Origin of the sequence: Streptomyces sp. WMMC1477, assembly GCF_027460245.1 — a bacterium.
Lineage (GTDB): Bacteria > Actinomycetota > Actinomycetes > Streptomycetales > Streptomycetaceae > Streptomyces.
On sequence record NZ_JAPZBD010000003.1, the window covers coordinates 1,213,968 to 1,239,478 of the forward strand.

At 74.6% G+C, this 25,511-nt stretch carries 22 protein-coding genes and 1 pseudogene; 7 read left to right on the forward strand and 16 right to left on the reverse strand.

Going from position 1 to position 25,511, the window contains the following annotated elements; genetic code table 11:
- Positions 1-9 precede the first annotated feature (9 nt).
- A complete protein-coding gene (locus O7609_RS05720) occupies positions 10-1,041 on the reverse strand; it encodes a PhoH family protein (protein ID WP_269733798.1) in 1,032 nt (343 codons plus the stop codon).
- Between the two features lie 146 nt (positions 1,042-1,187).
- On the reverse strand, positions 1,188-2,306 hold the full coding sequence (locus tag O7609_RS05725; RefSeq protein WP_443072067.1) for a carbohydrate kinase family protein: 1,119 nt from the start codon (positions 2,304-2,306) through the stop codon (positions 1,188-1,190).
- Here O7609_RS05725 and O7609_RS05730 point away from each other — a divergent pair.
- Positions 2,293-3,591 (forward strand): family 4 glycosyl hydrolase, encoded by a 1,299-nt coding sequence (locus O7609_RS05730; protein WP_269733800.1) that lies wholly within the window; start codon positions 2,293-2,295, stop codon positions 3,589-3,591. The genes O7609_RS05725 and O7609_RS05730 overlap by 14 nt on opposite strands.
- Positions 3,592-3,645: 54 nt before the next feature.
- Here O7609_RS05730 and O7609_RS05735 read toward each other — a convergent pair whose 3' ends face one another.
- From O7609_RS05735 to hrcA, 7 genes are all read right to left on the reverse strand, one after another.
- A complete protein-coding gene (locus tag O7609_RS05735) occupies positions 3,646-4,284 on the reverse strand; it encodes a maltokinase N-terminal cap-like domain-containing protein (protein WP_269733801.1) in 639 nt (212 codons plus the stop codon).
- Between the two features lie 28 nt (positions 4,285-4,312).
- Positions 4,313-5,221 (reverse strand): ribonuclease Z, encoded by a 909-nt coding sequence (locus O7609_RS05740; RefSeq protein ID WP_269733802.1) that lies wholly within the window; start codon positions 5,219-5,221, stop codon positions 4,313-4,315.
- 16 nt (positions 5,222-5,237) lie between these two features.
- Positions 5,238-5,591, reverse strand: a complete 354-nt coding sequence (locus O7609_RS05745) for an HIT domain-containing protein (RefSeq protein ID WP_269733803.1) — start codon at positions 5,589-5,591, stop codon at positions 5,238-5,240.
- Positions 5,592-5,829: 238 nt separating this feature from the next.
- A complete protein-coding gene (locus tag O7609_RS05750) occupies positions 5,830-6,567 on the reverse strand; it encodes a 16S rRNA (uracil(1498)-N(3))-methyltransferase (RefSeq protein WP_269733804.1) in 738 nt (245 codons plus the stop codon).
- Entirely contained in the window at positions 6,564-7,667 is a 1,104-nt protein-coding gene (locus O7609_RS05755; protein WP_269737028.1) for a nitronate monooxygenase, read from the reverse strand. Before O7609_RS05755 ends, O7609_RS05750 begins: the two co-directional genes overlap by 4 nt.
- 67 nt (positions 7,668-7,734) lie before the next feature.
- Positions 7,735-8,862, reverse strand: coding sequence for a molecular chaperone DnaJ (gene dnaJ, locus O7609_RS05760; RefSeq protein WP_269743190.1), 1,128 nt, complete (start codon positions 8,860-8,862; stop codon positions 7,735-7,737).
- A complete protein-coding gene (gene hrcA, locus O7609_RS05765; RefSeq protein ID WP_269733806.1) occupies positions 8,863-9,879 on the reverse strand; it encodes a heat-inducible transcriptional repressor HrcA in 1,017 nt (338 codons plus the stop codon).
- 200 nt (positions 9,880-10,079) lie between these two features.
- On the opposite strand from hrcA, the gene O7609_RS05770 reads away from it, so the two are divergent.
- From O7609_RS05770 to hemW, 3 genes are all read left to right on the forward strand, one after another.
- Positions 10,080-10,835, forward strand: coding sequence for an MBL fold metallo-hydrolase (locus tag O7609_RS05770; RefSeq protein ID WP_269733807.1), 756 nt, complete (start codon positions 10,080-10,082; stop codon positions 10,833-10,835).
- Positions 10,836-10,951: 116 nt separating this feature from the next.
- Positions 10,952-11,803, forward strand: coding sequence for a DUF3097 domain-containing protein (locus O7609_RS05775; RefSeq protein WP_269733808.1), 852 nt, complete (start codon positions 10,952-10,954; stop codon positions 11,801-11,803).
- A gap of 82 nt (positions 11,804-11,885) precedes the next feature.
- On the forward strand, positions 11,886-13,118 hold the full coding sequence (gene hemW, locus O7609_RS05780) for a radical SAM family heme chaperone HemW (protein ID WP_269733809.1): 1,233 nt from the start codon (positions 11,886-11,888) through the stop codon (positions 13,116-13,118).
- 262 nt (positions 13,119-13,380) lie between these two features.
- On the opposite strand, the gene rpsT is transcribed toward hemW, so the two are convergent.
- Complete coding sequence (gene rpsT, locus O7609_RS05785) at positions 13,381-13,647, reverse strand: 30S ribosomal protein S20 (RefSeq protein WP_269733810.1); 267 nt, start codon at positions 13,645-13,647, stop codon at positions 13,381-13,383.
- A gap of 220 nt (positions 13,648-13,867) precedes the next feature.
- Here rpsT and lepA point away from each other — a divergent pair, with 220 nt between their 5' ends.
- Both lepA and O7609_RS05795 read left to right on the forward strand, forming a co-directional pair.
- Complete coding sequence (lepA, locus tag O7609_RS05790) at positions 13,868-15,736, forward strand: translation elongation factor 4 (RefSeq protein ID WP_269733811.1); 1,869 nt, start codon at positions 13,868-13,870, stop codon at positions 15,734-15,736.
- 385 nt (positions 15,737-16,121) lie between these two features.
- Positions 16,122-18,014, forward strand: a complete 1,893-nt coding sequence (locus tag O7609_RS05795; protein ID WP_269733812.1) for an AMP-dependent synthetase/ligase — start codon at positions 16,122-16,124, stop codon at positions 18,012-18,014.
- A gap of 105 nt (positions 18,015-18,119) precedes the next feature.
- Here the strand turns inward: O7609_RS05795 and O7609_RS05800 are convergent, their stop codons facing one another.
- Both O7609_RS05800 and O7609_RS05805 read right to left on the reverse strand, forming a co-directional pair.
- Positions 18,120-18,584, reverse strand: coding sequence for a pyridoxamine 5'-phosphate oxidase family protein (locus tag O7609_RS05800; RefSeq protein ID WP_269733813.1), 465 nt, complete (start codon positions 18,582-18,584; stop codon positions 18,120-18,122).
- 142 nt (positions 18,585-18,726) lie between these two features.
- A complete protein-coding gene (locus tag O7609_RS05805) occupies positions 18,727-18,972 on the reverse strand; it encodes a hypothetical protein (protein ID WP_269733814.1) in 246 nt (81 codons plus the stop codon).
- Positions 18,973-19,042: 70 nt separating this feature from the next.
- Here O7609_RS05805 and holA point away from each other — a divergent pair, with 70 nt between their 5' ends.
- Entirely contained in the window at positions 19,043-20,035 is a 993-nt protein-coding gene (gene holA / locus O7609_RS05810) for a DNA polymerase III subunit delta (protein ID WP_269733815.1), read from the forward strand.
- Between the two features lies 1 nt (position 20,036).
- Here holA and O7609_RS24570 read toward each other — a convergent pair.
- The 4 genes and pseudogenes from O7609_RS24570 to O7609_RS05830 all read right to left on the reverse strand — a co-directional run.
- Positions 20,037-22,493: pseudogene (locus O7609_RS24570) on the reverse strand (ComEC/Rec2 family competence protein); the annotation flags it as partial.
- A 5-nt stretch (positions 22,494-22,498) separates the two neighbouring features.
- Complete coding sequence (locus O7609_RS05820) at positions 22,499-23,656, reverse strand: ComEA family DNA-binding protein (RefSeq protein ID WP_269743191.1); 1,158 nt, start codon at positions 23,654-23,656, stop codon at positions 22,499-22,501.
- Between the two features lie 287 nt (positions 23,657-23,943).
- The gene (locus tag O7609_RS05825; protein WP_269733817.1) at positions 23,944-24,789 is read right to left on the reverse strand and encodes a DegV family protein; all 846 of its coding nucleotides are present in this window, start codon (positions 24,787-24,789) and stop codon (positions 23,944-23,946) included.
- 87 nt (positions 24,790-24,876) lie between these two features.
- Positions 24,877-25,479 (reverse strand): hypothetical protein, encoded by a 603-nt coding sequence (locus O7609_RS05830; protein ID WP_269743192.1) that lies wholly within the window; start codon positions 25,477-25,479, stop codon positions 24,877-24,879.
- Between the last annotated feature and the right edge of the window lie 32 nt (positions 25,480-25,511).

Below are 25,511 nucleotides of genomic sequence, written 5' to 3' on the forward strand. Positions count from 1 at the left end.
ACGCGCAGCTTACCGAGCGCCGCCCGCACCGGGCCCGCCGCCGTTGTTGCGGACGTCGTAGCGCTCGTAGGCGTCCACGATACGGCCCACCAGCTTGTGCCGGACGACGTCCGTGCTGGTCAGCTCGGCGAAGTGCACGTCGTCCACGCCCTGGAGGATCTCCCGCACCTGGCGCAGGCCGGACTTCGTGCCGCCCGGCAGGTCGACCTGCGTGACGTCGCCGGTGATGACGACCTTCGAGTCGAAGCCGAGCCGCGTCAGGAACATCTTCATCTGTTCCGGGTTGGTGTTCTGCGCCTCGTCCAGAATGATGAAGGCGTCGTTGAGCGTACGGCCGCGCATGTACGCGAGCGGAGCCACCTCGATCGTCCCGGCCGCCATCAGCCGCGGGATCGAGTCCGGGTCGAGCATGTCGTGCAGGGCGTCGTACAGGGGACGCAGGTACGGGTCGATCTTCTCGTACAGCGTGCCGGGCAGGAAGCCGAGCCGCTCGCCCGCCTCGACCGCGGGCCGGGTCAGGATGATGCGGTTGACCTGCTTGGACTGCAGCGCCTGGACGGCCTTGGCCATCGCCAGATAGGTCTTGCCCGTGCCCGCCGGGCCGATGCCGAAGACGACGGTGTGCTGGTCTATGGCGTCGACGTAGCGCTTCTGGTTCAGCGTCTTGGGACGGATGGTGCGCCCGCGGTTGGAGAGGATGTTCTGCGTGAGCACCTGGGCGGGCGTCTCGCTCAGGGCGCCGTCGCGCTCCTCGCGGAGCATCGCGATCGACCGCTCCACCGCGTCCTCGGTCATGGGCTGACCGGTGCGCAGGACGAGCATCATCTCGTCGAAGAGGCGCTGGACGAGGGCCACCTCGGCCTCGTCGCCGGTGGCACTGATCTCGTTGCCGCGCACATGGATGTCGGTCGCCGGGAAGGCTTCCTCGATGACGCGGAGGAGTCGGTCGCCGGAGCCCAGCACCGTGACCATCGGATGCTTGGCGGGAACGGCGAAGCGTGCCTGTGCCTGGGGTGCCTGGGAAATGGATGTCTGCGTCATGGGCCGGCTCTGGGCCTTGCTCATCCCTCTCGGTCGCGGCGATGCGTTGCGCTACCCAGGCTACGCCGACGGACCGCCACGCCCACGGGTTTTTCCCGCCCGGCCGCCCCCCGTGCCCTCCGGTACCGCCCGCAGGCGGCCCCGCGTCACCGGCGGGGGAAGCCGATCGTGGGGACGGCGCGGCGCAGCGGAACGACGCCCTCACCGTCGGTGAGCAGCCGGCGGAGGAAGGCGTAGCGGCACGCCGTGCCGGAGTCGGTGGCGGGGCAGGCGTGGACGCGGTGGCACCAGGCCGCGATCTCCGCCCAGCTCGGGGCGGACAGCGAACCGCCGAAGTGCCGCACCGACAGGGCCGCCGCGAGCCCGGCGAAGGCGAGCCGGTCGGCGAGGGGCCACTCGGCGAGGGAGGCCATGACGAACCCGGCCACGAACACGTCGCCCGCGCCCGTCGTGTCCAGGGCCTCCACGGCGATGCCCGGCACCTCGGCCGTCTCCCCCATCCGCCCGTCGGCCGCGTAGGCGCCCTCGGGGCCCAGCGTCACCACGGCGAGCGGCACGTGCTCGGCCAGCGCCCGGGCGGCGGCGCGCGGGCAGGTGGTGCGGGTGTAGCGGACGGCCTCCTCCGCGTTGGGCAGGAAGGCCTCGCAGTACCGGAGGTCGGGGAGGGCTGCGAGGTCCCAGCGGCCGGTGCCGTCCCAGCCGACGCCGGCGAAGACCCGGGCGCCCCGCCCCGCCGCCCGGGGGATCCACTCCTGGCCGAGGCCGGGCGTCAGGGAGGCCACCGCCGCGCGGGTCGGCGGCGGGTCGGCGGGCGGCGCCTGCCGGGGCGGCGCCTCGTGCCCGTGCGAGACCATCGTGCGCTCGCCCTCGTACGCCATGGACACCGTCACCGGGGAGTGCCAGCCCGGGACCGTGCGCGCCAGCGAGAGGTCCACGCCCTCGCCCTGGCTCAGCTCCTCCCAGCAGTACGCGCCGTACACGTCGTCGCCGAAGGCCGCCGAGAGCCAGGTGCGCAGGCCCAGCCGGGCGAGCGCGGTGGCCATGTTCGCGACGCCGCCGGGGCTGGAGCCCATGCCCCGCGCCCAGGACTCGGTGCCCCGCACCGGCGCGGAGTCGAGGCCGGTGAAGATGATGTCCAGGAAGACCGTCCCGGTCAGATACACGTCGCAGGCCGGGTCCTGCGGAGTCCGCACGGCGGCGAGTGGATCGAGCATGCCGCCAGTGTGCCGGACGGCCGGTACCGTCCGTCCCATGCGACTTTCCATTCTGGGTGGTGGCGGATTCCGGGTCCCGCTGGTGTACGCGGCGCTGGCCCGGGAGCGGAGCGGGATCGAGGAGGTCGTGCTGCACGACACCGACCCGGCGCGGGTCGGCGTCATCCGCTCGGTGCTGGCCGGGATCGACGACGGCCCCCGGGTCCGGGTCGCCGAGGGGCTGGACGAGGCCGTGCGCGGCACCGACTTCGTCTTCTCCGCCATCCGGGTCGGCGGCACGGCCGGGCGGGTGCGGGACGAACGGACCGCGCTGGCCGAGGGCGTCCTGGGCCAGGAGACCGTGGGGGCGGGCGGGCTGCTGTACGGGCTGCGCACCGTGCCCGTCGCCCGGGAGATCGCCCAGCGGGTGCGGGCGCTGGCCCCGGACGCCTGGGTCGTCAACTTCACCAACCCGGCCGGAGTGGTGACGGAGGTGATGTCCGCCGTCCTCGGCGACCGGGTCATCGGCATCTGCGACTCGCCGGTGGGGCTCGTGCGCAGGGCGGCCCGCGCGGCCGGGGCCGACCCCGACGCCGTCGGCTACGACTACCTCGGCCTCAACCACCTGGGCTGGCTGCGCTCCCTGACCCTCGACGGGCGGGAGCTGCTGCCCGGGCTGCTCGCGGACCCCGAGGCGCTCGGCTCCTTCGAGGAGGGGCGGCTGTTCGGCGCCCCGTGGCTGGCCGCGCTCGGCGTACTCCCCAACGAGTACCTGCACTACTACTACTTCCGGCGGGAGACGCTCACGGCCGCCCGTGCGGCCGGGGAGACCCGCGGCGAGTTCCTGGCCCGGCAGCAGGACGCGTTCTTCACCCGGGCCTCCCGGGACCCGGCGGCGGCCCCCCGGCTGTGGGAGGCCGCGCGCCGGGAGCGGGAGGAGACCTACCTCGCCGAGGCGCGCGCCGCCTCCGGCGGCTGGCGGCGCGACGCCTGCGACCTCGACGGCGGCGGCTACGACCGCGTCGCCCTCGCGCTGATGCGGGCCATCGCCGAGGACCGCCCGCGCAGGCTGGTCCTCAACGTGCGCAACGCGGGCACGATCGCGGCCCTGCCGGACGAGGCCGTCGTGGAGACCGTCTGCGAGGTGGACGCGCGCGGCGCCCGGCCGCTGCCGTGCCCGCCGCCCGGCCCCGCCGAGCTGGGGCTCATGCTCCAGGTGAAGGCCGCCGAGCAGGGGGTGGTCACCGCTGCCGCCGACGGCTCCCGCCGCACCGCGCTGCGCGCCCTCGCGCTGCACCCCCTGGTGGACTCCCCCGCCGTCGCCGACCGCCTGCTGGCCCGCGCGCGGTGGCCGTGACCCGCCCGGCCCGCCGGGGCGGGCGGGGCAGGCGGGGCAGGCGGGGCAGGCGGGCTACCGGCGGCGCAGGACGAAGAACGGCGCCCGGTGCGCTCCGTGCGGCGTCTCCCAGCGCGAGACGACGCGCCCGACGGCCTCCTCATCCTCTGCCGCGGGATCGAGCAGCCGCGCAACGGTGAGGACCAGCGGCCCGAGCGCGATGTCGGTGCCGTCCGGCCCGCTGCTGATCGCGGGCTCGGCGGGAGCCTCAACCTCGGGGGTGTCCGGGGCGAGGTGGCGGCCGACGGACGGATCGGGGGTGTGGCTCACGCGCTGCTGCTGGGCCTCCGCCCGGCCGTGCAGGAAGGCCAGCACCTGGCTGACGACCAGCGGGTCGTGGGCGCCGTCGTAGACCCATCGGCGGCCCAGCACACCGTGTTCGGCGGTACCGACGAGCGCCTTCTCCGCGCCCTCCAGCGGTGCCCCGCGGTAGGTGAGCGGAACGTGGTATGAGCGCGGGCGGGCCCCGGCCGTGTCGGTGACGACGAGGAATTCGATGCCGACCTCGCCCTGCGGGTCGTCCAGCCGGAAACCGCCCGACGTGGTGAGCTCGGGCCCCGCACCCTGCGGCACGAACCAGGGCTGCGCGGGGAGCCAGTTTGCGAGGAGGTCCACCTTGGTGGGCGTCAACGTCGTCTTGTGTATCAGTGACATGCCTGGCCAACCCGCCTCCGGACAGGCCCTATTCCCGTCGGCGCGGGAGCGGGACGCGGAGGAGGTCGCGGGCGACCGTCAGCTCGCCGGTGAAGCCCGCGGCGCGGGCCTGCCCGGCGAAGGCCGAGGCGTCCGGGTAGCGCTGGGAGAAGTGGGTCAGGACGAGGTGCCGGACGCCGGACTCGGCCGCCATGCGCCCCGCCTGTCCCGCCGTCAGATGGCCGTGCTCCTTCGCCAGGGCCTCGTCCCCGTCGGAGAAGGTGGACTCGATGACCAGCAGGTCGCAGCCCTCGGCCAGGGCGAACACGCCGTCGCACAGCCGGGTGTCCATGACGAAGGCGAACCGCTGGCCGCGCCGGAACTCGCTGACGTCGTCCAGGTGGACGCCGCCCAGCGTGCCCGCGCGCTGGAGGTGGCCGACGTCGGGCCCCGAGATGCCGTGGGCGGCCAGCCTCTCAGGCAGCATCCGGCGGCCGTCCGGCTCGACGAGCCGGTAACCGAAGGACTCCACCGGGTGGGAGAGGCGGGCCGCCGAGAGGGTGTAGGACGGCCTGCGGGCGAGGACGCCGTCGGCCGCGACGGGCTCCTCCCGCAGGGACACCGTCTCGCGGTAGGCGGTCGCGTAGCGCAGCCGGTCGAAGTACCGCTGCCCGCTCGCCGGGTAGTGCGCGGTCACCGGGTGGGGGACGCCGTCCAGGTTGACGCGCTGGATGACGCCGGCGAGGCCGAGGCAGTGGTCGCCGTGGAAGTGGGTGACGCAGAGCCGGTTCAGGTCGTGCGCGGCGACCCCGGCGCGCAGCATCTGGCGCTGGGTGCCCTCGCCCGGGTCGAAGAGCAGCCCCTCACCGTCCCACAGCAGCACGTAGCCGTTGTGGTTGCGGTGCCGGGTCGGGACCTGGCTGGCGGTGCCGAGCACCACCAGTTCACGTACGGACATGCGAGATGACGGCGACTCAGCCGGGCGGCCACTGCAGGCCGCGGCCCGCGAGGACGTGCGCGTGGGCGTGGAAGACGGTCTGCCCGGCGCCCGAGCCGGTGTTGAACACCACCCGGTAGGACTCGGCGTTGTCCTCCACGGCCACCTCACCGGCCTCTCGCAGCACGTCGGCGGCGAGCCCGGGGGCCGCGGCGGCGAGGGTGGCGGCGTCGGCGTGGTGGGCCTTGGGGATCACCAGGACGTGGGTGGGCGCCTGGGGGTTGATGTCCCGGAAGGCGACGGTCGTCTCGGTCTCACGCACGACCGTCGCCGGCACCTCACCCGCGACGATCTTGCAGAACAGGCAGTCCGCCTGCGGTTCTCCAGCCATGCCCGGACTCTACCGCGCGTCCGATTCCCCACTCGGTTCGCCTCCGGCCGCTCAGACCCGGTGTCGACACGCGTCGGCACCGGCGCGCCCTTGGCTCACTCGCGAGATCCGGGGGTTGCGCCCCGCAGGGGCGCGGGGAACCGGGCGGCCGGCCACAGCGCACCGCCAGGCGACGACGCGCGGACCCGGGCGTGCCAGGGCGGAGCCCCCGCTGACGGGAAGGCGAGGGAAAGGGGGGTCAGTCCCAGCGGCCGGTACGGCCCAGCAGCAGCGCCGCCGCCGCGGTGCCGGCGGTGGAGGTGCGCAGCACGCTCGGGCCCAGCCGGTAGGGCCGGGCCCCCGCCTCCGCGAAGGCCGCCAGCTCCGCCGGGCTGACCCCGCCCTCCGGGCCGACGACGAGGACGATGCCGCCCTCGGCCGGAAGCTCGGCGCGGGCCAGCGGGCTGCCGCCCTCCTCGTGCAGTACGGCCGCGAACGCGGCCTCGGAGAGCAGCGGCGCGAGCTGGCGGGTCGTCATGGGCTCGGTGACGTGGGGAAAGCGCAGCCGCCGCGCTTGCTTGCCCGCCTCGCGTGCGGTGGCGCGCCACCTGGCCAGGGACTTGGTGCCGCGCTCGCCCTTCCACTGGGTGATGCAGCGGGAGGCCGTCCAGGGCACGATGACATCGACGCCGGTCTCCGTCATCGTCTCGACGGCCAACTCGCCCCGGTCGCCCTTGGGCAGGGCCTGGACGACGGTGAGGGCGGGCCGCGGCTCCGGCTCGGTGCGCAGCTCCCGGACGTCGACCTCCAGCCGGTCCTTCCCGGTGGCGGCCGTCACCGTGCCGAGGCCGCCCGTTCCGGCGCCGTCGGTCAGCACGACCTCCTCTCCCGCTCGCAGCCGCCGCACCGAGACGGCGTGCCGTCCCTCCGGCCCGTCCAGGACCACGGGGCCGGTGCGCAGGCGCCCGGCGTCGACGACGAAGACGGGGGCCGTCACGCCAGGCCCCCCGGTGCGGGCGCCTTCCCGGCGGGCAGCCCGGCGCACGCCGCGGCCAGCTCCTCGGCCAGGAGGGCGACGAGCCGGGCCGCGGGCAGTTCGCGGGCGAGCCGGTGGCCCTGGCCCGCCCACAGCGCCATGCCCTGCGGGTCCCCGGCGGCGGCCGCGGCCCTGCGCAGGGGCGCGGTGAGGTGGTGGACCTGCGGGTAGGCGGCCGGGGCGTAGGGGCCGTGCTCCCGCAGGAAGCGGTTGACCAGGCCGCGCGCCGGCCGGCCCGAGAAGGCCCGGGTCAGCTCCGTGCGGGTGTAGAGCGCGCTCGTCAGCGCGGCCTTGTGCAGCGGGTGGGCGCCGGACTCGGGGCAGGCGAGGAACGCGGTGCCCAGCTGCGCGGCGTCGGCCCCGGCCGCGAGGACGGCCGCGATCTGGGCGCCCCGCATGATGCCGCCCGCCGCGACGAGGGGCAGCGGCACCGTCTCCGCGACCTCGGCCAGGAGCGGCAGCAGGGCCCGCCCCGCCCCGGAGGCGTCGGCGTGCGGATCGTCGTGGTGGACGCCCAGGTGTCCGCCCGCCTCGACGCCCTGCACGCACAGGGCCGCGGCTCCGGCCCGGTGGGCGGCCCGCGCCTCGGCGGGCGAGGTGACGGTGACGACGGTGAGCGTCCCGACGGCGGCCAGCCGCTCCAGGACCGCGGAGTCCGGGCAGCCGAACGTGAAGCCGGCCACCGGCACCGGGTCGTCCAGCAGGACGGCGAGCTTGCCCTCGTAGCCGTCGTCGGTGCCCTGCTCCGGATCGCCCAGCTCCGTCGCGTACCACTCGGCCTCACCGGCGAGCTGCTCGGCGTAGACGGCGATCCGGGCCGAGGCGTCCTTGCCCGGCGCGCCGGAGGCACCCGTCGGGCCGGGCGTCTCCGGCTGCCCCGGCACCGGGGCGGGCTGCGGGACGAACACGTTGACGCCGAACGGGCGCGCGGTGAGCCGCCGCAGCTCCCGGATCTCGGCGTACACGGCCTCGGGCGTCTTGTACCCGGCGGCGAGGAAACCGAGCCCGCCGGCCTCGCTCACGGCGGCCGCCAGCTCGGGCCGGGAAGCGCCGCCCGCCATCGGCGCCTGTACGACCGGATGCTCGAACAGTGCGCCGAACGGCGGCGGGGAGCCGGTCACCGGCCGGTCACCGGCCGCTCCAGGCGTCCTTCAGCCGGGAGAACAGGCCCTGCTGGCCCGGCTGGAACTGTCCCGTGGGGCGCTCTTCTCCGCGCAGCTTGGCCAGCTTGCGCAGCAGCTCCTCCTGCTCGGCGTCGAGCTTGTTCGGCGTCTGCACCTCGACGTGCACGATCAGGTCGCCGCGCCCGTTTCCGCGCAGGTGCGTCACGCCCCGCCCGTGCAGTGGGATGGACTGGCCGGACTGGGTGCCGGGGCGGATGTCGACGTCCTCCAGGCCGTCGAGCGTCTCCAGCGGGCATTTGGTGCCCAGGGACGCCGCCGTCATCGGGATGGTGACGGTGCAGTGGAGGTCGTCGCCGCGGCGCTGGAAGACGGAGTGCGGCTTCTCCCGGATCTCGACGTACAGGTCGCCCGCGGGGCCGCCGCCCGGGCCGACCTCGCCCTCTCCGGCGAGCTGGATGCGGGTGCCGTTGTCCACGCCCGGCGGGATCTTGACCGTCAGGGTGCGGCGGGAGCGGACGCGCCCGTCGCCCGCGCACTCCGGGCACGGGGAGGGCACGACCGTGCCGAAGCCCTGGCATTGCGGGCACGGCCTGGACGTCATGACCTGGCCGAGGAAGGACCGGGTGACCTGAGAGACCTCGCCCCGGCCGCGGCACATGTCACACGTCTGGGCCGAGGTACCGGGCGCGGCGCCCTCGCCGCTGCACGTCGTGCAGACGGTGGCGGTGTCGACCTGGATCTCCTTGGTGGTGCCGAACGTGGCCTCCTCCAGGTCGATCTCCAGCCGGATCATGGCGTCCTGGCCGCGGCGGGTGCGCGAGCGCGGTCCGCGCTGCGCGGCGCCACCGAAGAAGGCGTCCATGATGTCGGAGAAGTTGCCGAAGCCGCCGCCCGCGCCGAAGCCGCCGGCGGCACCGCCCGCCGGGTCCCCGCCCAGGTCGTACATCTGCTTCTTCTGCGGGTCCGAGAGGACCTCGTAGGCCGTGTTGATCTCCTTGAACCGCTCCTGGGTCTTCGGGTCCGGATTCACATCCGGATGCAGCTCCCTCGCCAGGCGGCGGAACGCCTTCTTGATCTCGTCCTGTGATGCGTCGCGCTGCACGCCCAGGATCGCGTAGTAGTCCGTCGCCACTTACGACTCCGCGAGAAACTGTCCGACGTAACGTGCCACTGCGCGTACCGCTCCCATCGTTCCGGGGTAGTCCATGCGGGTCGGTCCGACCACGCCGAGCTTGGCGACCGTCTGGTCGCCGGAACCGTAACCGACCGAGACGACGGACGTGGAATTGAGCCCCTCGTGCTCGTTCTCGTGCCCGATCCGTACGGTGACACCGGGATCGGTTGCCTCACCGAGCAGTTTGAGCAGGACGACCTGCTCCTCCAGCGCCTCCAGTACCGGCCGGATGGTGAGCGGGAAGTCGTGGCCGAAGCGCGTCAGGTTGGCCGTGCCGCCGATGACCAGCCGTTCCTCGGTCTCCTCCACCAGGGTCTCCAGCAGCGTCGCGACGACGGCGGCGACCGCGCCGCGGTCCTCCCCGTCGAAGGCGTCCACGAGGTCCTGGACCAGCCTTGGCACCTCGGTGAAGCGCTGCCCCGCCACCCGGCTGTTCAGCCGGGCCCGCAGGTCGGCGACCGAGGCCTCGCTCACCGGGTCCGGGCAGTCCACCATGCGCTGCTCGACCCGGCCCGTGTCGGTGATCAGCACGAGCATGACGCGGGCCGGGGCCAGCGACAGCAGCTCCACGTGCCGCACCGAGGAACGGGTCAGCGACGGGTACTGCACCACGGCCACCTGCCGGGTGAGCTGCGCCAGCAGCCGCACGGTGCGCCCGACGACGTCGTCCAGGTCCACCGCGCCGTCCAGGAAGTGCTGGACGGCGCGCCGCTCGGGCACCGACATCGGCTTGACGCCCGCCAGCCGGTCCACGAACAGCCGGTAGCCCTTGTCCGTGGGGATACGGCCCGCGCTGGTGTGCGGCTGGGCGATGAACCCCTCGTCCTCCAGCGCGGCCATGTCGTTGCGCACGGTGGCCGGGGAGACGTTGAGGTTGTGCCGCTCGGTGAGCGCCTTGGAACCCACCGGCTCCTCCGTGCCCACGTAGTCCTGGACGATGGCACGCAGCACCTGGAGTCGGCGTTCGCTGAGCATGGTGGCGCACCTCCCGTCCGGCCGCGACCGGGTCTCCTGCTGGGTCTTCCCTGGCTCTTTCCCGCCCCTGGCACTCGGCATCCCTGAGTGCCAATCCGGGACCAGTGTACGGCCGGGTACCACGCCCCGGGCAAGGGCGGCCGGACCCGAAGGTACCCCGCGTCGGGCGAAGTGGCACCGGTACGACTAGCGTCGGTCCTATGACGGCACAGGGAAACGCGCTGTGGGAGGAGCTCGCCCCCGGCGTCGTGCGCCGGCGCATGCCCGGCTGGGACGAGACGGTCGGCGCCGTGCGCGGACGGGACGGGGTCCTCGTCGTCGACACCGGCGCGTCGCTGCGCGCCGGAGCCGGGATCCGGCGGCAGCTGCGCGAGCTGTTCGGCCTCCCCGTCACCCACGTCGTCCTCACCCATCCGCACTTCGACCACGTCCTCGGCACCGCCGCCTTCGCCGGGGTGGAGGTCTACGGCGCCGTGGGCATGACCGCGCTGCTCCCCCGGCTCGCCGACGAGCTGCGCGCGGACGCCGTCCGGCACGGCCTCGCGCCCGAGGAGGCCGCGGACGCCGTCGACGTCCTGGTGGCCCCGCACCACCAGGTCTGCGGCGAGCTCACGCTGTCGTTGGGCGGCGGACGCCGGGTCATGCTGGCCAACGTCGGCCCCGGCCACACCGGGCACGACCTCGCGGTCCTCGTCCCCGGCCAGGCCCCCGGCGAGCCGGAGGTCGTCTTCTGCGGCGACCTGGTGGAGGAGTCCGGCGAGCCCCAGGCCGGCCCCGACGCCCACCCCGCCGTGTGGCCCGACGCCCTCGACCGGCTCCTCGCCCTCGGCGGCGAGGACGCCCTGTACGTGCCCGGCCACGGCGCCGTCGTCGACGCCGCCTTCGTCGCCGCCCAGCGCGACCAGCTCCGCCGCCGCCCGGCCCCGCCCCCGGCGCCCGGCCCCGCGCTCGGCTGAGCGCCGTCCGCGGGCGGGACGTCCGCGGGGGCGGGAGGCGAGCGGACCGTCGGCGAGCGGGGGCGTACGGGACGTCCGCGGGCGGGTGACGGGCGGACGGCAGGCAGAATGCGCGCATGCGCAGCGACGACCGTTACAGCAACGTGGACTTCACCGCGCCGTGGAAGCGGCGGACGGCCGCTCCCGAGGTGCCGGCCGACGCCGGGCTCGTCGTCGAGGAGGCCGCCACCGGCTTCTGCGGCGCCGTCGTCCGCTGGGAGAAGACGGCCGAGGGGCCGACGGTCACGCTGGAGGACCGCTTCGGCAAGCTCCGCGTGTTCCCCACGGCGCCGGGCGGCTTCCTCGTCGACGGCGCGCCGGTGACCCTGGTACGCCCGCGGCGCGACGCCCCGGCCTCCCGTGGCACGGGGCCGCGGCGCACGGCGTCCGGCTCGATCGCGGTGCCCGGGGCCCCGGCACGGGTCGCCAGGGCGGGCCGGATCTACGTCGAGGGGCGGCACGACGCGGAGCTCGTCGAGCGGGTGTGGGGCGACGACCTGCGCGTCGAGGGCGTCGTCGTGGAGTACCTGGAGGGCGTCGACGACCTGCCCGCCGTCGTCGAGCGCTTCGCCCCGACGGCCGACGCCCGCCTCGGCGTGCTCGTCGACCACCTCGTGCCGGGCTCGAAGGAGTCCCGGATCGCCGCGTCGGTGAGCAGCCCCCACGTCCTCGTCGTCGGCCACCCCTTCGTGGACGTCTGGGCCGCCGTGAAGCCCGCCTCCCTGGGCATCGGACGCTGGCCGGAGGTACCGCGCGGCCAGGACTGGAAGACCGGCGTGTGCCGGGCCCTCGGCTGGCCGGAGAACACCGGGGCCGCCTGGCGGCGCGTCCTGGCCGCCGTCCGCTCCTACCGCGACCTGGAGCCCGAGCTCCTCGGGCCGGTCGAGCGGCTCATCGACCACGTCACGGTCGGCGGCCCGACGGGCTGACCGACGCCCTCACCGCCGGCCCGGGCGACGGCCGGAACCACGCGCGGCCCGACGAGCCGGACCGATCACGGACAATGGACGCATGCCCTCCGCACTCCCCGACGGCGAAGCCGTGCCCGAGGACGGCGCCCTGCCCGCCGCCGCCCTGGCCGACGGCGCCGACCGCCCCCTCGGCTTCTACCTGCACGTCCCCTACTGCGCCACCCGCTGCGGCTACTGCGACTTCAACACCTACACCGCGAGCGAGCTGCGCGGCTCCGGCGGCGTGCTGGCCTCCCGCGACACCTACGCCGCGACGCTCGCCGACGAGGTCCGCCTCGCCCGCAAGGTCCTGGGCGACGACCCGCGTCCCGTCCAGACCGTGTTCGTCGGCGGCGGCACCCCCACCCTGCTGCCGGCCACGGACCTCGGCCGCATGCTCGCCACCGTCCGCGACGCCTTCGGGCTCACCGACGACGCGGAGGTCACCACCGAGGCCAACCCCGAGTCCGTGGACGCCGCCTACCTGGCCGAGCTGCGGGCCGCCGGGTTCAACCGCGTCTCCTTCGGCATGCAGAGCGCCAGGGAGCACGTCCTGCGCGTCCTCGACCGCACCCACACCCCGGGCCGCCCCGAAGCCTGCGTCGCCGAGGCCCGCGCCGCCGGCTTCGAGCACGTCAACCTGGACCTCATCTACGGCACCCCCGGCGAGTCGGACGACGACTGGCGCGCTTCCCTGGACGCAGCGATCGGCGCCGCACCCGACCACGTCTCCGCCTACGCCCTGATCGTCGAGGAGGGAACCGGGCTCGCCCGGCGCATCCGCCGCGGCGAGGTCCCGATGACGGACGACGACGTCCACGCCGACCGCTACCTCATCGCCGACGAGGCCCTCGCCGCCGCCGGATACGCCTGGTACGAGGTCTCCAACTGGGCCCGCACCCCGGCCGCCCGCTGCCGCCACAACGAGCTGTACTGGACGGGCGCCGACTGGTGGGGCGCCGGGCCCGGGGCGCACAGCCACGTCGGCGGTGTGCGGTGGTGGAACGTCAAGCACCCCGGCGCCTACGCCCAGGCCCTCGCCGAGGGCCGCTCCCCCGGCGCCGGCCGCGAGCTGCTCACCGACGAGGACCGGCGCGTAGAGCGCATCCTCCTGGAACTGCGACTGGAGGCCGGCTGCCCCCTCGGCCTCCTCGCCCCGGCGGGCGCGGCGGCGGCCCGCCGCGCCCTGGGCGACGGCCTGCTCCGCGAGGACGCCTACGCCGCGGGCCGCGCCGCCCTCACCCGCCGCGGCCGTCTCCTGGCCGACGCCGTCGTCCGCGACCTCGTCGACTGACACCCCGGCGACCGGCGACCGTTCGGCCGGTGGCGCCCAAGGGCCCCGCCCACGTTCCGGGCGACGACGAAGGCCCCGCTTGCCCTGGGGAGGGGAGGCGGGGCCTTCGGGTGGTGCTGGTGCGCCGCACCCGCGTGGCGAACGCAGGCCGCGTGCGGCGCGAGTCGTGCTTCCGCCGGTGGCCCGGAGCGGGCGGCTGATGAGAGGGCAGCCGGGGTCCGTCACCGGAACAGGGCGGAGGGAGCCGCCGAGGCGGCCGGGATCACTTCTGCAGAGCGGAGACCTGCTGGGCGAGCGCCGACTTCTTGTTGGCGGCGTTGTTCTTGTGCAGAACGCCCTTGCTGACGGCCTTGTCCAGCTTGCGGCCGGCCACGGCGACGGCGGCGGCGGCCTTGTCGGCCTCACCGGCGGCGACGGCTTCGCGCACGCGGCGCACGGCGGTCTTCAGCTCGGACTTGACGGCCTTGTTGCGCTGGCGGGCCTTCTCGTTGGTCTTGATCCGCTTGATCTGGGACTTGATGTTCGCCACGAAGGAGCCTTTTCAGGATCGGAGATGTCTCTTCCGTGCTTGCTGGCCGGTGGACCGGCCCGCGGGTCCGCCGGTGAAGAGGGCACACGGCGGCACGAAGCACAGTCGTCCACACTAGCAGTCGGGCTCCGCCCCTCCCTAATCGGACCAGGGCCGACGGACATGGGACGATGGGGGACGACGTACCGATCCGCAAGCCATGACCCCGACAGGACCCCGCGTGCCCGCGACCCCCTCGAACGTGCCCGAGCCCCGTCGTACCGACCCGGCGCTGATCCGCAACTTCTGCATCATCGCGCACATCGACCACGGCAAGTCCACGCTCGCCGACCGGATGCTCCAGCTCACCGGCATCGTCGACGAGCGCCAGATGCGCGCGCAGTACCTCGACCGCATGGACATCGAGCGTGAACGCGGCATCACGATCAAGTCCCAGGCCGTGCGGATGCCGTGGGCTCCCACCTCGGGGGACGACTCGGGGACCGCGCACATCCTGAACATGATCGACACCCCGGGCCACGTCGACTTCACCTACGAGGTCTCCCGTTCGCTGGCGGCGTGCGAGGGGTGCATCCTCCTCGTGGACGCGGCCCAGGGCATCGAGGCGCAGACTCTCGCCAACCTCTACCTGGCGATGGAGAACGACCTCACGATCATCCCGGTCCTGAACAAGATCGACCTGCCGGCCGCGCAGCCGGAGAAGTTCGCCGCCGAGCTGGCCCACCTGATCGGCTGCGAGCCCGAGGAGGTCCTGCGCGTCTCCGCCAAGACGGGCGAGGGCGTGGGGGAGCTGCTCGACGAGGTCGTGCGGCTGGTCCCCGCGCCGGTCGGCGTCAAGGACGCGCCCGCCCGCGCGATGATCTTCGACTCCGTCTACGACGCCTACCGGGGCGTGGTGACCTACGTGAAGGTCGTCGACGGCGAGCTGGGCCGCCGCGAGCGCATCCGCATGATGTCCACCGGCGCCGCCCACGAGCTGCTGGAGATCGGCACCAACTCCCCGGAGATGAAGGCCGCCGACGGCCTGGGCGTGGGCGAGGTCGGCTATCTGATCACCGGCGTGAAGGACGTGCGGCAGTCCAAGGTCGGTGACACGATCACGCAGTTCCACAAGGGCGCCGAGAAGGCGCTGCCCGGGTACAAGGACCCCAAGCCCATGGTGTTCTCGGGGCTGTACCCGCTGGACGGCTCCGACTACCCGGAGCTGCGGGACGCGCTCGACAAGCTCCAGCTGAACGACGCCGCGCTCGTCTACGAGCCGGAGACGTCGGCGGCCCTGGGCTTCGGCTTCCGCGTCGGCTTCCTCGGCCTGCTGCACCTGGAGGTCATCCGCGAGCGGCTGGAGCGCGAGTTCGGACTCGACCTGATCGCCACGGCCCCGAACGTCGTCTACCAGGTCGTCATGGAGGACGGCACGGAGCACATCGTCACGAACCCGAGCGAGTTCCCCGCGGGCAAGGTGGACCGGGTGCACGAGCCGGTCGTGCGGGCCACACTCCTGGCGCCCAGCGAGTACGTCGGCGCGATCATGGAGCTGTGCCAGACCCGCCGGGGCAACCTCCAGGGCATGGACTACCTCTCCGAGGACCGCGTCGAGCTGCGGTACACGCTGCCGCTGGCGGAGATCGTGTTCGACTTCTTCGACGCGCTGAAGTCGAAGACCCGTGGCTACGCCTCCCTGGACTACGAGCCCACCGGCGAGCAGAGCGCCGACCTGGTGAAGGTCGACATCCTGCTGAACGGCGACAAGGTGGACGCCTTCTCCGCGATCGTGCACAAGGACAAGGCCTACGCCTACGGCGTCCGCATGGCCGGGAAGCTGCGCGAGCTGATCCCGCGGCAGCACTTCGAGGTGCCGATCCAGGCGGCCGTCGGCTCCCGGGTCATCGCCCGCGAGACGGTCCGCGCGATCCGCAAGGACGTGCTGGCCAAGTGCTACGGCGGTGACATCTCCCGGAAGCGCAAGCTGCTGGAGAAGCAGAAGGAGGGCAAGAAGCGCATGAAGATGGTGGGCAGCGTGGAGGTCCCCAAGGAGGCCTTCATCTCCGCCCTCTCCAGCGACGAGGCCGGAGACAAGAGCAAGAAGTAAAGCCCCCGGACGACGCAGCGGGAGTGTGCCGGTTTTCTCCGGCGCACTCCCGTTTTCCGGTGCCCGGGCACCCGGGCAGTGCCCGGAATTCGGACCGCCCCACCGGGAGAACGGACCCGGGGTCGCAGCACGATCCGATTTCGACGTTTCGTACCCGTTGACCGAACCTCCGAAGCGGCGGCGGACGTCTGGCGTGATGCCCGGTGACGGGCCGACCGAAGGGACGAATCTCCAGGTGACGGGCTTCCCGGCAGCGTATCCAGGGGTAACGAAAGCGTTGCCGCGCTCCCGAAGTCTTTCCCCGGAGAGCCATCACCCCTAGGCTGATCAGCGCTTCAGTTACTCGTGAGTCACCCCCAGCACAACGCGGGCCACGGAGGATGTCGTGAGCGACACGCAATCCCTGATCGAAAACCGGCCGCCCTCCGTGGCGGCGCTCTTTCTCGAGCGCATCAAGGCCACCCCGGACGACGAGGCATACCGTTATCCGGTGCCGCCGGCCTCCGGCACGGGGCCGGACGAATGGAAGTCCTACACCTGGGCGGAGGCCGCCGACCGCGTCTTCGCCGTCGCCGCCGGCCTGATGGCACTGGGGGTGGAACCCGAGCAACGGGTCGCGATCGCCTCCAACACCAGGGTGGACTGGGTCCTGGCCGACCTGGGCATCCTGTGCGCCGGAGCGGCGACCACCACCGTCTACCCCGGCACGAACGCCGAGGAGACGGCCTTCATCCTGGCGGACTCCGAGAGCCGCGTCCTGATCGCCGAGGACGCCGTCCAGCTCGCCAAGGCCCGGGAGAAGCGCTCCGAGCTGCCGCACCTGACCCACGTGGTCGTCATCGACCCCGCCGGTGAGCCGGTCACGGCCGAAGGGGACCCCGAAGGCTGGGCGCTGACCCTCGACGAGCTGATGGAGCGCGGCCGGGCCCACCTGGAGAAGAAGCCCGAGGCCGTCCGGGAGACGATCGAGTCCCTGCGCTCGGACCAGCTCGCGACCCTCATCTACACCTCGGGCACCACCGGCCGGCCCAAGGGCGTGCGGCTGCCGCACGACAACTGGTCCTACATGGCCAAGGCCATCGCCATGACGGGCCTGGCGCGGCAGGAGGACGTCCAGTACCTGTGGCTGCCGCTGGCCCACGTCTTCGGCAAGGTGCTGACCGCCGGGCAGATCGAGGTGGGTCACGTCACCGCCATCGACGGCCGGATCGACAAGATCATCGAGAACCTGCCCGTCGTCCGGCCCACCTACATGGCCGCCGTACCGCGCATCTTCGAGAAGGTCTACAACGGCGTCGCCACCAAGGCGAAGGCCGGGGGCGGGGCCAAGTACAAGATCTTCCTCTGGGCCGCCGAGGTGGCCCGCGAGTACGCGAAGGTCACGCAGGACAACTTCCGCCGCACCGGCACCGCCTCCGCGCCCGCCGGGCTGCGGATGAAGCACGCGCTCGCGGACCGGCTCGTCTACAAGAAGCTGCGCGACGCCTTCGGCGGGCGGCTGCGGGCCTGCGTCTCCGGCTCGGCCGCCCTCGCCCCGGACATCGGCTACTTCTTCGCCGGCGCCGGCATCCACATCCTGGAGGGCTACGGCCTGACCGAGTCCAGCGCCGCCAGCTTCGTCAACCCCGGCGTGTCCTACCGCACCGGAACGGTCGGCAAGCCGTTGCCCGGCTGCGAGGTCCGGATCGCCGAGGACGGCGAGATCATGCTGCGCGGCCCCGGCATCATGCAGGGCTACCACGGTCTCCCCGAGAAGACCGCCGAGGTGCTGGAGTCCGACGGCTGGTTCCACACGGGTGACATCGGCGAACTGTCCGAGGACGGCTACCTGCGGATCACCGACCGCAAGAAGGACATGTTCAAGACCTCCGGCGGCAAGTACGTGGCGCCGACCGAGGTCGAGGGGCAGTTCAAGGCCGTGTGCCCGTACGTCTCCACCATCCTGGTGCACGGGGCGGACCGGAACTTCTGCACCGCGCTCATCGCGCTGGACGAGCCCTCGATCCTCGGCTGGGCGGCCGAGAACGGGCAAGAGGGCCGCGGCTACGCGGAGGTCGTCGCCTCGCGCGAGGTGCACGAGCTCATCCGCGGCTACGTGGACCAGGTCAACGCCGGGCTCCAGCGCTGGCAGACCATCAAGGAGTTCCGCGTCCTCCCGCGCGACCTGGACGTCGAGCACGGCGAGCTGACGCCCAGCCTGAAGCTGAAGCGCCCCGTCGTCGAGCGCGAGTTCGGCCATCTGCTGGAGGAGATGTACGAGGGGACGCGGGAGAAGTAGCCGTCGCACGCATGGAGCCGTGGGGGCCGGAACGACGTTCCGGCCCCCACGGCGTTTCCGTGTTCCCCTCTCCCCGGGGCGCCGGTGAACGCGGGCTCCCGGGCCTCACACCAGCCAGACGCCGTCCCGCATCAGCAGGCGGCCCGCGAGTTCGTTCTCCTCGCGCCAGGCCCGCAGGGTGCGGGGGCGGCAGCGGAAGAACACCCAGTCGGCGCGGCCCCGCGGGTCGAAGCCCGTCCGCGCGGCGAAGGACTCCCCCTCGGCTGCGGAGAGGCCGTCGGCGCCGACGGCCTCCGCCACGGCCCGGATCAGCACGACGTCACGCGTGAGCCCCACGCCGAGGGTGACCTGCCCGTCGCCCGAGAGGAGATTGCGGGCCGTCGGCGTAGTGCGCCGCGTGCACAGGATCAGCGCGCCGTCGTGGAAGGTGAACGACAGCGGCACCATGCACGGTTGACCGTCCCGGGAGGCGGTGGCCACCCAGACGTCGTTGTCGCGGGACAGCCGCCGCAACACGTCGCGCTTGCGCTGCTCGGCGGTGCGGGGAGGCTCGGACTCGGTGATCGTCATGCGGGCGACGCTACGGCGGGAGGCCGTCCCGGGCATCGGGCTGCGGCGCCGTCCCCACCCCTCCTGCGGTCCTAGGTCCCCGCGACGGCCCGGCCGGAGGCACCCACCGGACGCACGGGACGGGACGCCGGCCGGGGCGCGCTCACTCCCGCTCCAGCCAGCCCTCGTGGGCGGCGGCCAGGGCGTCGAGGGCGGCGGGCTCGCAGCGGCCGTCCGGGTCCTCCACCACCACCAGCCACTGGGCGTCCTCGGCGTCGTCCTCTCCGGCCAGCGCGTCCCGGACGAGCTGCGGCTCCTCCGGCAGGCCCAGCCGCTCGGCCAGTTCCTCGGCCACCTCTTCCGCGCTGTCCCGGTCGGGCAGGACGAGCAGGTGTCGTACATCGCTCACCCGGCCATTGTGCCGGGTCCCGGACCGGGGGCAGCAGCGGTGTCCGAGCGACGTGCGATGCTGGTCGGCGATGCCCCCGAAAGCGAAGAAACCCCCAGCGGAGCACGTCCTCGCTCCGTGCAGCGTCCTGGTCGGCCAGGAGGAGCTGCTCATCGAACGCGCCGTGCGCGAGGTCGTCGAGGCCGCCCGTGCGGAGGACGCCGACACGGACGTACGCGAGCTCGGCCCGGGCGAGTTGCAGCCCGGCACCCTGGCGGAGCTGACCAGCCCGTCGCTCTTCGCCGAGCGCAAGGTCGTCGTCGTCCGGCAGGCGCAGGACCTCTCGGCGGACACCGTCAAGGACGTGAAGGCGTATCTGTCGGCCCCCGCCGAGGAGATCACCCTGGTGCTGGCGCACGCCGGCGGAGCCAAGGGCAAGGGGCTGCTGGACGCCGCCCGCAAGGCCGGGGCCCGCGAGGTCGCCTGTGCGAAGGTCACCAGGCCGGGCGACCGCCTGGCGTTCGTGCGGGCCGAGTTCCGCGCGCTCGGGCGCTCGGCGACCCCGGAGGCCTGCCAGTCCCTCGTGGACGCGATCGGCAGCGACCTGCGCGAGCTGGCCTCGGCCTGTGCGCAGCTCACCGCGGACGTCGACGGCACGATCGACGAGTCCGTCGTGGGCCGGTACTACACGGGCCGGGCGGAGGCGTCCAGCTTCACCGTGGCCGACCGGGCGGTGGAGGGACGCACCGCCGAGGCCCTGGAGGCGCTGCGCTGGGCCCTGGCCACGGGGGTTGCCCCGGTGCTCGTGACGAGCGCGCTGGCCCAGGGGGTGCGTGCCATCGGCAAGCTGGCCTCCGCGCCACGGGGCATGCGCCCGGCCGACCTGGCGCGCGAGCTGGGCATGCCGCCGTGGAAGGTGGACCGGGTGCGGCAGCAGATGCGCGGCTGGTCGGCGGACGGCGTCTCCGTGGCGCTGCGTGCGGTGGCGGAGGCGGACGCCGCGGTGAAGGGCGGCGGCTACGACCCGGCCTACGCGCTGGAGAAGGCCGTGGTGACGATCGCCCGCGCCGCCCGCTCACGCTGACCCGCCCGGCGACGTCGACCGCGAGGGCGCCGTCCACGTCGGTGCGCCGTACCCGTGCCCCCGCCGCCCGCAGGGCGGTGAGCGTGACGGGGGCGGGGTGCCCGTAGTCGTTGCCCTCCCCGCAGGAGACGAGGGCGACAGCCGGCGACAAGCGGTCGAGCAGGGGCTGGTGCTGGTGCGCCGAACCGTGATGGGCCACCTTGAGCACATCCACCCGGGACAGCCCGGGGTGGCGCGCCAGCAGCCCGCGCTGGGCGGGCGGTTCCAGGTCGCCGGGCAGCAGGACGGTTAGCCCGGCCGTGCGCACCAGGAGGGTGATGCTGCTGTCGTTGGCGCCGAGACCGCGCATGCCGACGGGGGGCCACAACACCTCCCAGCTCAGCCCCTCACCGATACGGCGGCGCTCCCCCGGACGGGCCCGCAGCACCGGCACGCCGGCGGCCGCGGCCGTCCGGCGCACGAAGCGGGCCTGCCCGGAGGCGCCGCCGGGTGCCGTCGTCTGCACCGCTCCGACGGCCCGACCGCGCAGGGCGCCGGGCAGGCCGCGCACGTGGTCGGCGTGGAAGTGGCTGAGGACGATCAGCGGAACCCGGTCCACGCCCAGCCGACGCAGACAGCGGTCCATGGCTAAGGGGTCGGGGCCGACGTCGACGACCAGCGCGGTACCGGATCCGGCGGTGAGCACCAGCCCGTCGCCCTGGCCGACGTCGCAGGCCACGAGCCGCCAGCCCGGGGGCGGCCATCCGGTCACGGCACGGGTGAGCGGAACGGGACGCAGCAGTGCGACGAGGAGGAGGACGGCGGCGAGCGCGGCCAGCGAGGGCCGGTCGAGCGCCCGGCGGACGAACGCGAGGGCGGCCAGGGTGGCGACGGCCAGGAGGACGGCGCCCGCCCACCCGTCCGGCCAGGTCAGCTCGGCACCGGGGAACGCCGCGCCCGTGCGGGCCACGAGGGCGATCCACCGGGCCGGCCAGCTCGCCAGCCACAACAGCCCCTCGGCCACCGGTATCGCCACCGGCCCGGCGGCCAGTGCGGCCCAGCCGAGCACCGTGACCGGGGCGAGGGCCAGCTCGGCCAGCAGGTTGCACGGGATGCCCACGAGGCTGACCCGGGCGGCGAACACGGCGACCACCGGAGCGCAGACGACCTGCGTGGCGGCGGCGACCGCCAGGAGCTCCGCCAGCCGCCCCGGCAGACCGCGGCGCTGGAGCAGGCGGCTCCAGGAGGGCGCGAGGGTCAGCAGCGCCGCCGTGGCCAGGACGGAGAGGAGGAAGCCGTAGGAGCGGGCCAGGGCCGGGTCGTACAAGACGAGCAGCAGGACGGCGGCCGCGAGCGCGGGGAGCAGCGAGCGGCGGCGGCCGGTGGCGAGGGCCAGCAGGGTCAGGCCGCCGCAGACGGCGGCCCGCAGCACGCTCGGCCCGGGACGGCAGACGGTGACGAAGGCCAGGATCAGCCCGCAGCCCAGGACCGCGGTGCACCGCAGCGGCACCCCGAACCGGCCCGCGAGACCTCCCCGTTCGGCCCGTGAGGCCAGCCCCGGTGAGCCGATGAGTACGGTCAGCACCACGGCGAGCTGGCTGCCGCTGACCACGATCATGTGGGTCATGTCGGCCGCCTCGACGGCCTGTTGGAGGTCGGGTGGAATGCCGGAGGCATCCCCGACGACCAGGGCGGGCAGGAGCGCACGGGCGTCGGCGGGGAGGCCCGCCGAGGCCGTCCGCAGGTCGGCCCGCACGGCACCTGCCAGCCGCTGCACGGTGCCGGGGCCGCCGATGACGGCCGGCGGCCCCGCCCCCGACGGCCTGAGCACCGCCGTGAGTTCGCCGCCCTGGCCGGGCAGGGGTGGGGAGAGGCGGGCGGAGAGCCGGAGCCGGGTGGAGGGCAGCAGAGCGAGCCAGCCGCGCGGCGTGTCACTCAGGGTGACCACGAGCACGGGGCTGCGCACACGCGTCCGCCGACCGTCGGGTGCCGTGATCCGGGTGACCTCGGCGGGGACGACGACGGGGCGCGGCCCGCCGTCCGCCCGGGGCCTGGCGAGCCGTGGGTCCCCGGTGAGGGTCACCTCCACGAGCGCCCGCGCCCGCCGCTCGGCGAGCTCGGCCACCGGCCCGGCCCGTACGGCGGCCGTGTGCAGGGCGGCGACGGCGCCTGCGGCCGCCGCGCACAGCAGGGCCAGGGCCGCGGCGAGGAGGACGCCACGGGAGCCGGGCCGCCGGCGGGCCGACCGCCCGCCGCGAGTCGCGGCGACGAGCAGCCCCAGGGCGAGGAAGCAGCAGCAGCCGGCGCAGACGGCCGCCGTGCGCCCGTCGGCGCCCAGGGCGAGCGCGGCCGCCGCCCAGGCCGCGAGGGCGGGCGGCACGAGTCTGAGGTCCAAAGGCGCCTCCTGCCGTGGGTGTGCGGCGCCGAGCCGGTGGCCGGACGCCGCGTGCACGGCGGACCGCGCCCGGGCGGCCGGCAGGGCGTTCACGGCGCGACCCGGGGTTCGAGCTCGGCGAACCGGCTGTCCCCGATGCCGCTCACCTCGCGCAGCTGGCCGACGGAGCGGAAGCCGCCCCGCTCCGTGCGGTACTCCACGATCTTCCGGGCCAGGACGGGCCCGATGCCGGGCAGGCTGTCCAACTGCTCTTCCGTGGCCGCGTTGAGGCTGATCCGCCCGGCGCGGAGGCCGCTGCCGGGCGCCCCGGCGGCGCGGGGGCCGAGCGCCGTGCCCGGTGGGGGTGTGACGCCGACGAGGAGGTGCTCACCGTCGGCCAGTACGCGGGCCCGGTTGAGGGCCACCGTGTCCGTGCCCCGGCGGACGCCTCCCGCGGCCTCCAGGGCGTCCGCCACCCGCGCGCCCGCCGGAAGCCGGTGCACCCCTGGTTTCTCGACCCTCCCGGCGACGTCGACGAGCACATGCCCGTCCGCGCGGGGCGGCGGCTCGCCGGGTGGGGCCGACGGCCGCGGGAGTGGCCGCGAGGGCTCCTGGCCGGACGTCGCGGCGGCCGCCACCGGCACCCCGACCGGCTCCGGACGGCCGTCCCACCACGTGTGGACCGCGAAGCCGCCCGCCACGAGCAGCACGACGAGGAGCGCGGCCAGGGCTCTGGGCTCGACGGCACAACGGGTCTGCAGCCAGAGCGGCAGCCGTTCCCGCAGGGCCCAGCGGGCCGGGCCCGGCCCGGTGGGCCGCTCGGCCGACGGCGCGGGGGCGTCCTGCACGGCAGGCGGTGCTTCCACCCGAGCCTGGGGCAGGGCCGCCTTCGTTCGGGACGCCCCCGCCCGGACCGCCTCCGCTCGCGCCCCGGCCCGCGGCGGCGCGTCGGTGGCCGGCCCGTCGTCCGCGTCCGGCGACGCCGCCCGCACGCGTTCGGCGCGCTGGGCACCGCCTGGCTCGGGCGGGACGGGCTCACCCCGGTACTGGCTGGCGCGTACGGCCGATCGGGCCGCGGCGATGGCCTCAGCACGTGGCAGCGGCGCCCCGGGCGGGGGGCTCGGGGCAGCGGCGGGCAGTGGCGCGCCGGGGGGCGGCACGTCGAAGACAGCGGCGGCACGGGTCGCCGCCCGCCGGGCGTCGACGGCCCGCCGGGCGCGCGGCGTCCGCCCCGGCCCGGCCGTGTCACGAGGAGATCGCGAAGTCATGCGCCCGACGGTAGGGAGTGCGCGAGCGCAATGTTGATCTTGATGGGATCCGGTGGATTACCCGCCGGTTGTGGATATCCGAGCCACCCGCAGGAGCGAACCCTGTCCCCGGAGTTGACCACCGGACCCGTCACAGCGGAGCCCGTGAGCGCCCACCCGTCACCCGCATCCCGACACCCGCCCCCGTCGGCACGCGCTCGGCGCACGCTCCGCGCCCGCGGCCCCGTCACGCGCACACCCCGCGACCACGCGCCCCGCCACCGCCGAGCCCGCCATCGCCGAGCGGGTCAGTGCGGCGAGAGCACGGTGCCGAGGAGACCGGGGCCGGTGTGGGCGCCGATGACGGCGCCGACCTCGCTGACGTGCAACTCCCCCAGCCCCGGCACCCGCTCCCGCAGCCGCTCGGCGAGCTGCCCGGCCCGCTCCGGGGCGGCCAGGTGGTGGACCGCGATGTCCACCGGTGCCGTTCCGGCCCGGGTGACGGCCAGCTCCTCCAGCCGGGCGATCGCCCGGCTCGCGGTGCGGACCTTCTCCAGCGGCCCGATCCGCCCGTCCGCCAGCTCCAGCAGCGGCTTGACCGCGAGCGCGGAGCCCAGCAACGCCTGGGCGGCGCCGATGCGTCCGCCGCGGCGCAGGTAGTCGAGGGTGTCGACGTAGAAGAAGGCGGAGGTGGCGGCGGCCCGCTTCTCGGCGGCGGCGACGGCCTCGTCCACCGAGGCGCCCGACTCCGCCGCCTCGGCGGCGGACAGGGCACAGAAGCCCAGCGCCATGGCCACCACGCCCGAGTCCACCACGCGCACCGGCACCGGGGCGTCGGCCGCGGCGAGGAGGGCGGCGTCGTAGGTGCCGGAGAACTCGGCGGACAGGTGCAGCGAGACGATGGCCTCCGCCCCGGCCCCGGCCGCGTCCCGGTAAGCGGCGGCGAAGGTCTCGGGGCTCGGCCGGGAGGTGGTGACCGGCCGGTGCCGCCGCAGCGCCTCCGCCAGGGAGCGGGCGGAGATCTCGGTACCCTCTTCCAGCGGCTCGCCGTCCACGACCACGGTCAAGGGCACCGAGGTGATGCGGTGCCGCCGCAGCGCCTCCTGCGGCAGATACGCCGTGGAATCGGTGATGATCGCGACATGACGGGCCATGGCCCGGAGATTACTGCGTCCCGGGGCCCCTCGGCAGCCTGACCTCCGAGGTCGTGCGCCGACGAGGGGACGCCGGGCCGCCCGGTGTCAGGGCGCGGGCTCGCCGGAGGGCGGCACGTCCCGCTTCTCGGGCGCCTGAGCCGGAGGCTGCTCCCAGTGCCGCAGGGCACCGGACTCCAGGGCGATCTGATCGCGCAGCGAGCCCAGTTCCTCGGCCTGGTGGCGGCGGGCCCGGTCCTGGGCGGCGAACCGCAGGGAGTCGGCGGACTGGCGGATCTCCTCCGCGCGGCCCCGCAGCTCGGGCAGGCGGGCGGCGATGCGCGCGCGGTCGGGCTCGCGGTCCATCAGCGCGCCCATCTCGCGGTCCAGCCCCCGGGCGTGCTCGTGCAGCCGGTCGAGCAGGGCCACGGCCTCGGCGAGGGAGGCGTCCCCGGGCTGGCCGAGGGCGAGTTCGCGGCGGGTGCTGTCGATGGACGTCCGCAGTTCGAGGCGGGTGCGGGCGAGTTCCCCCGCCGGGCCGAACTGGGCGGAACGGGCCCGCAGCGCCGTGTTGTCGATGGTCTTGCGGACCTCGGTGCTCGCGCGGTCGACGCCTCGCCCCACGGCCCGTACGGCCTTGGTGGTGGCGATCACGCCGAGGGTCACGAGGACCAGGAAGATCAGGGCTCCCACCGCCACGGCGATCTCCATGGGGCACGCCTCCGTCCGTCGACTGCCGTCCC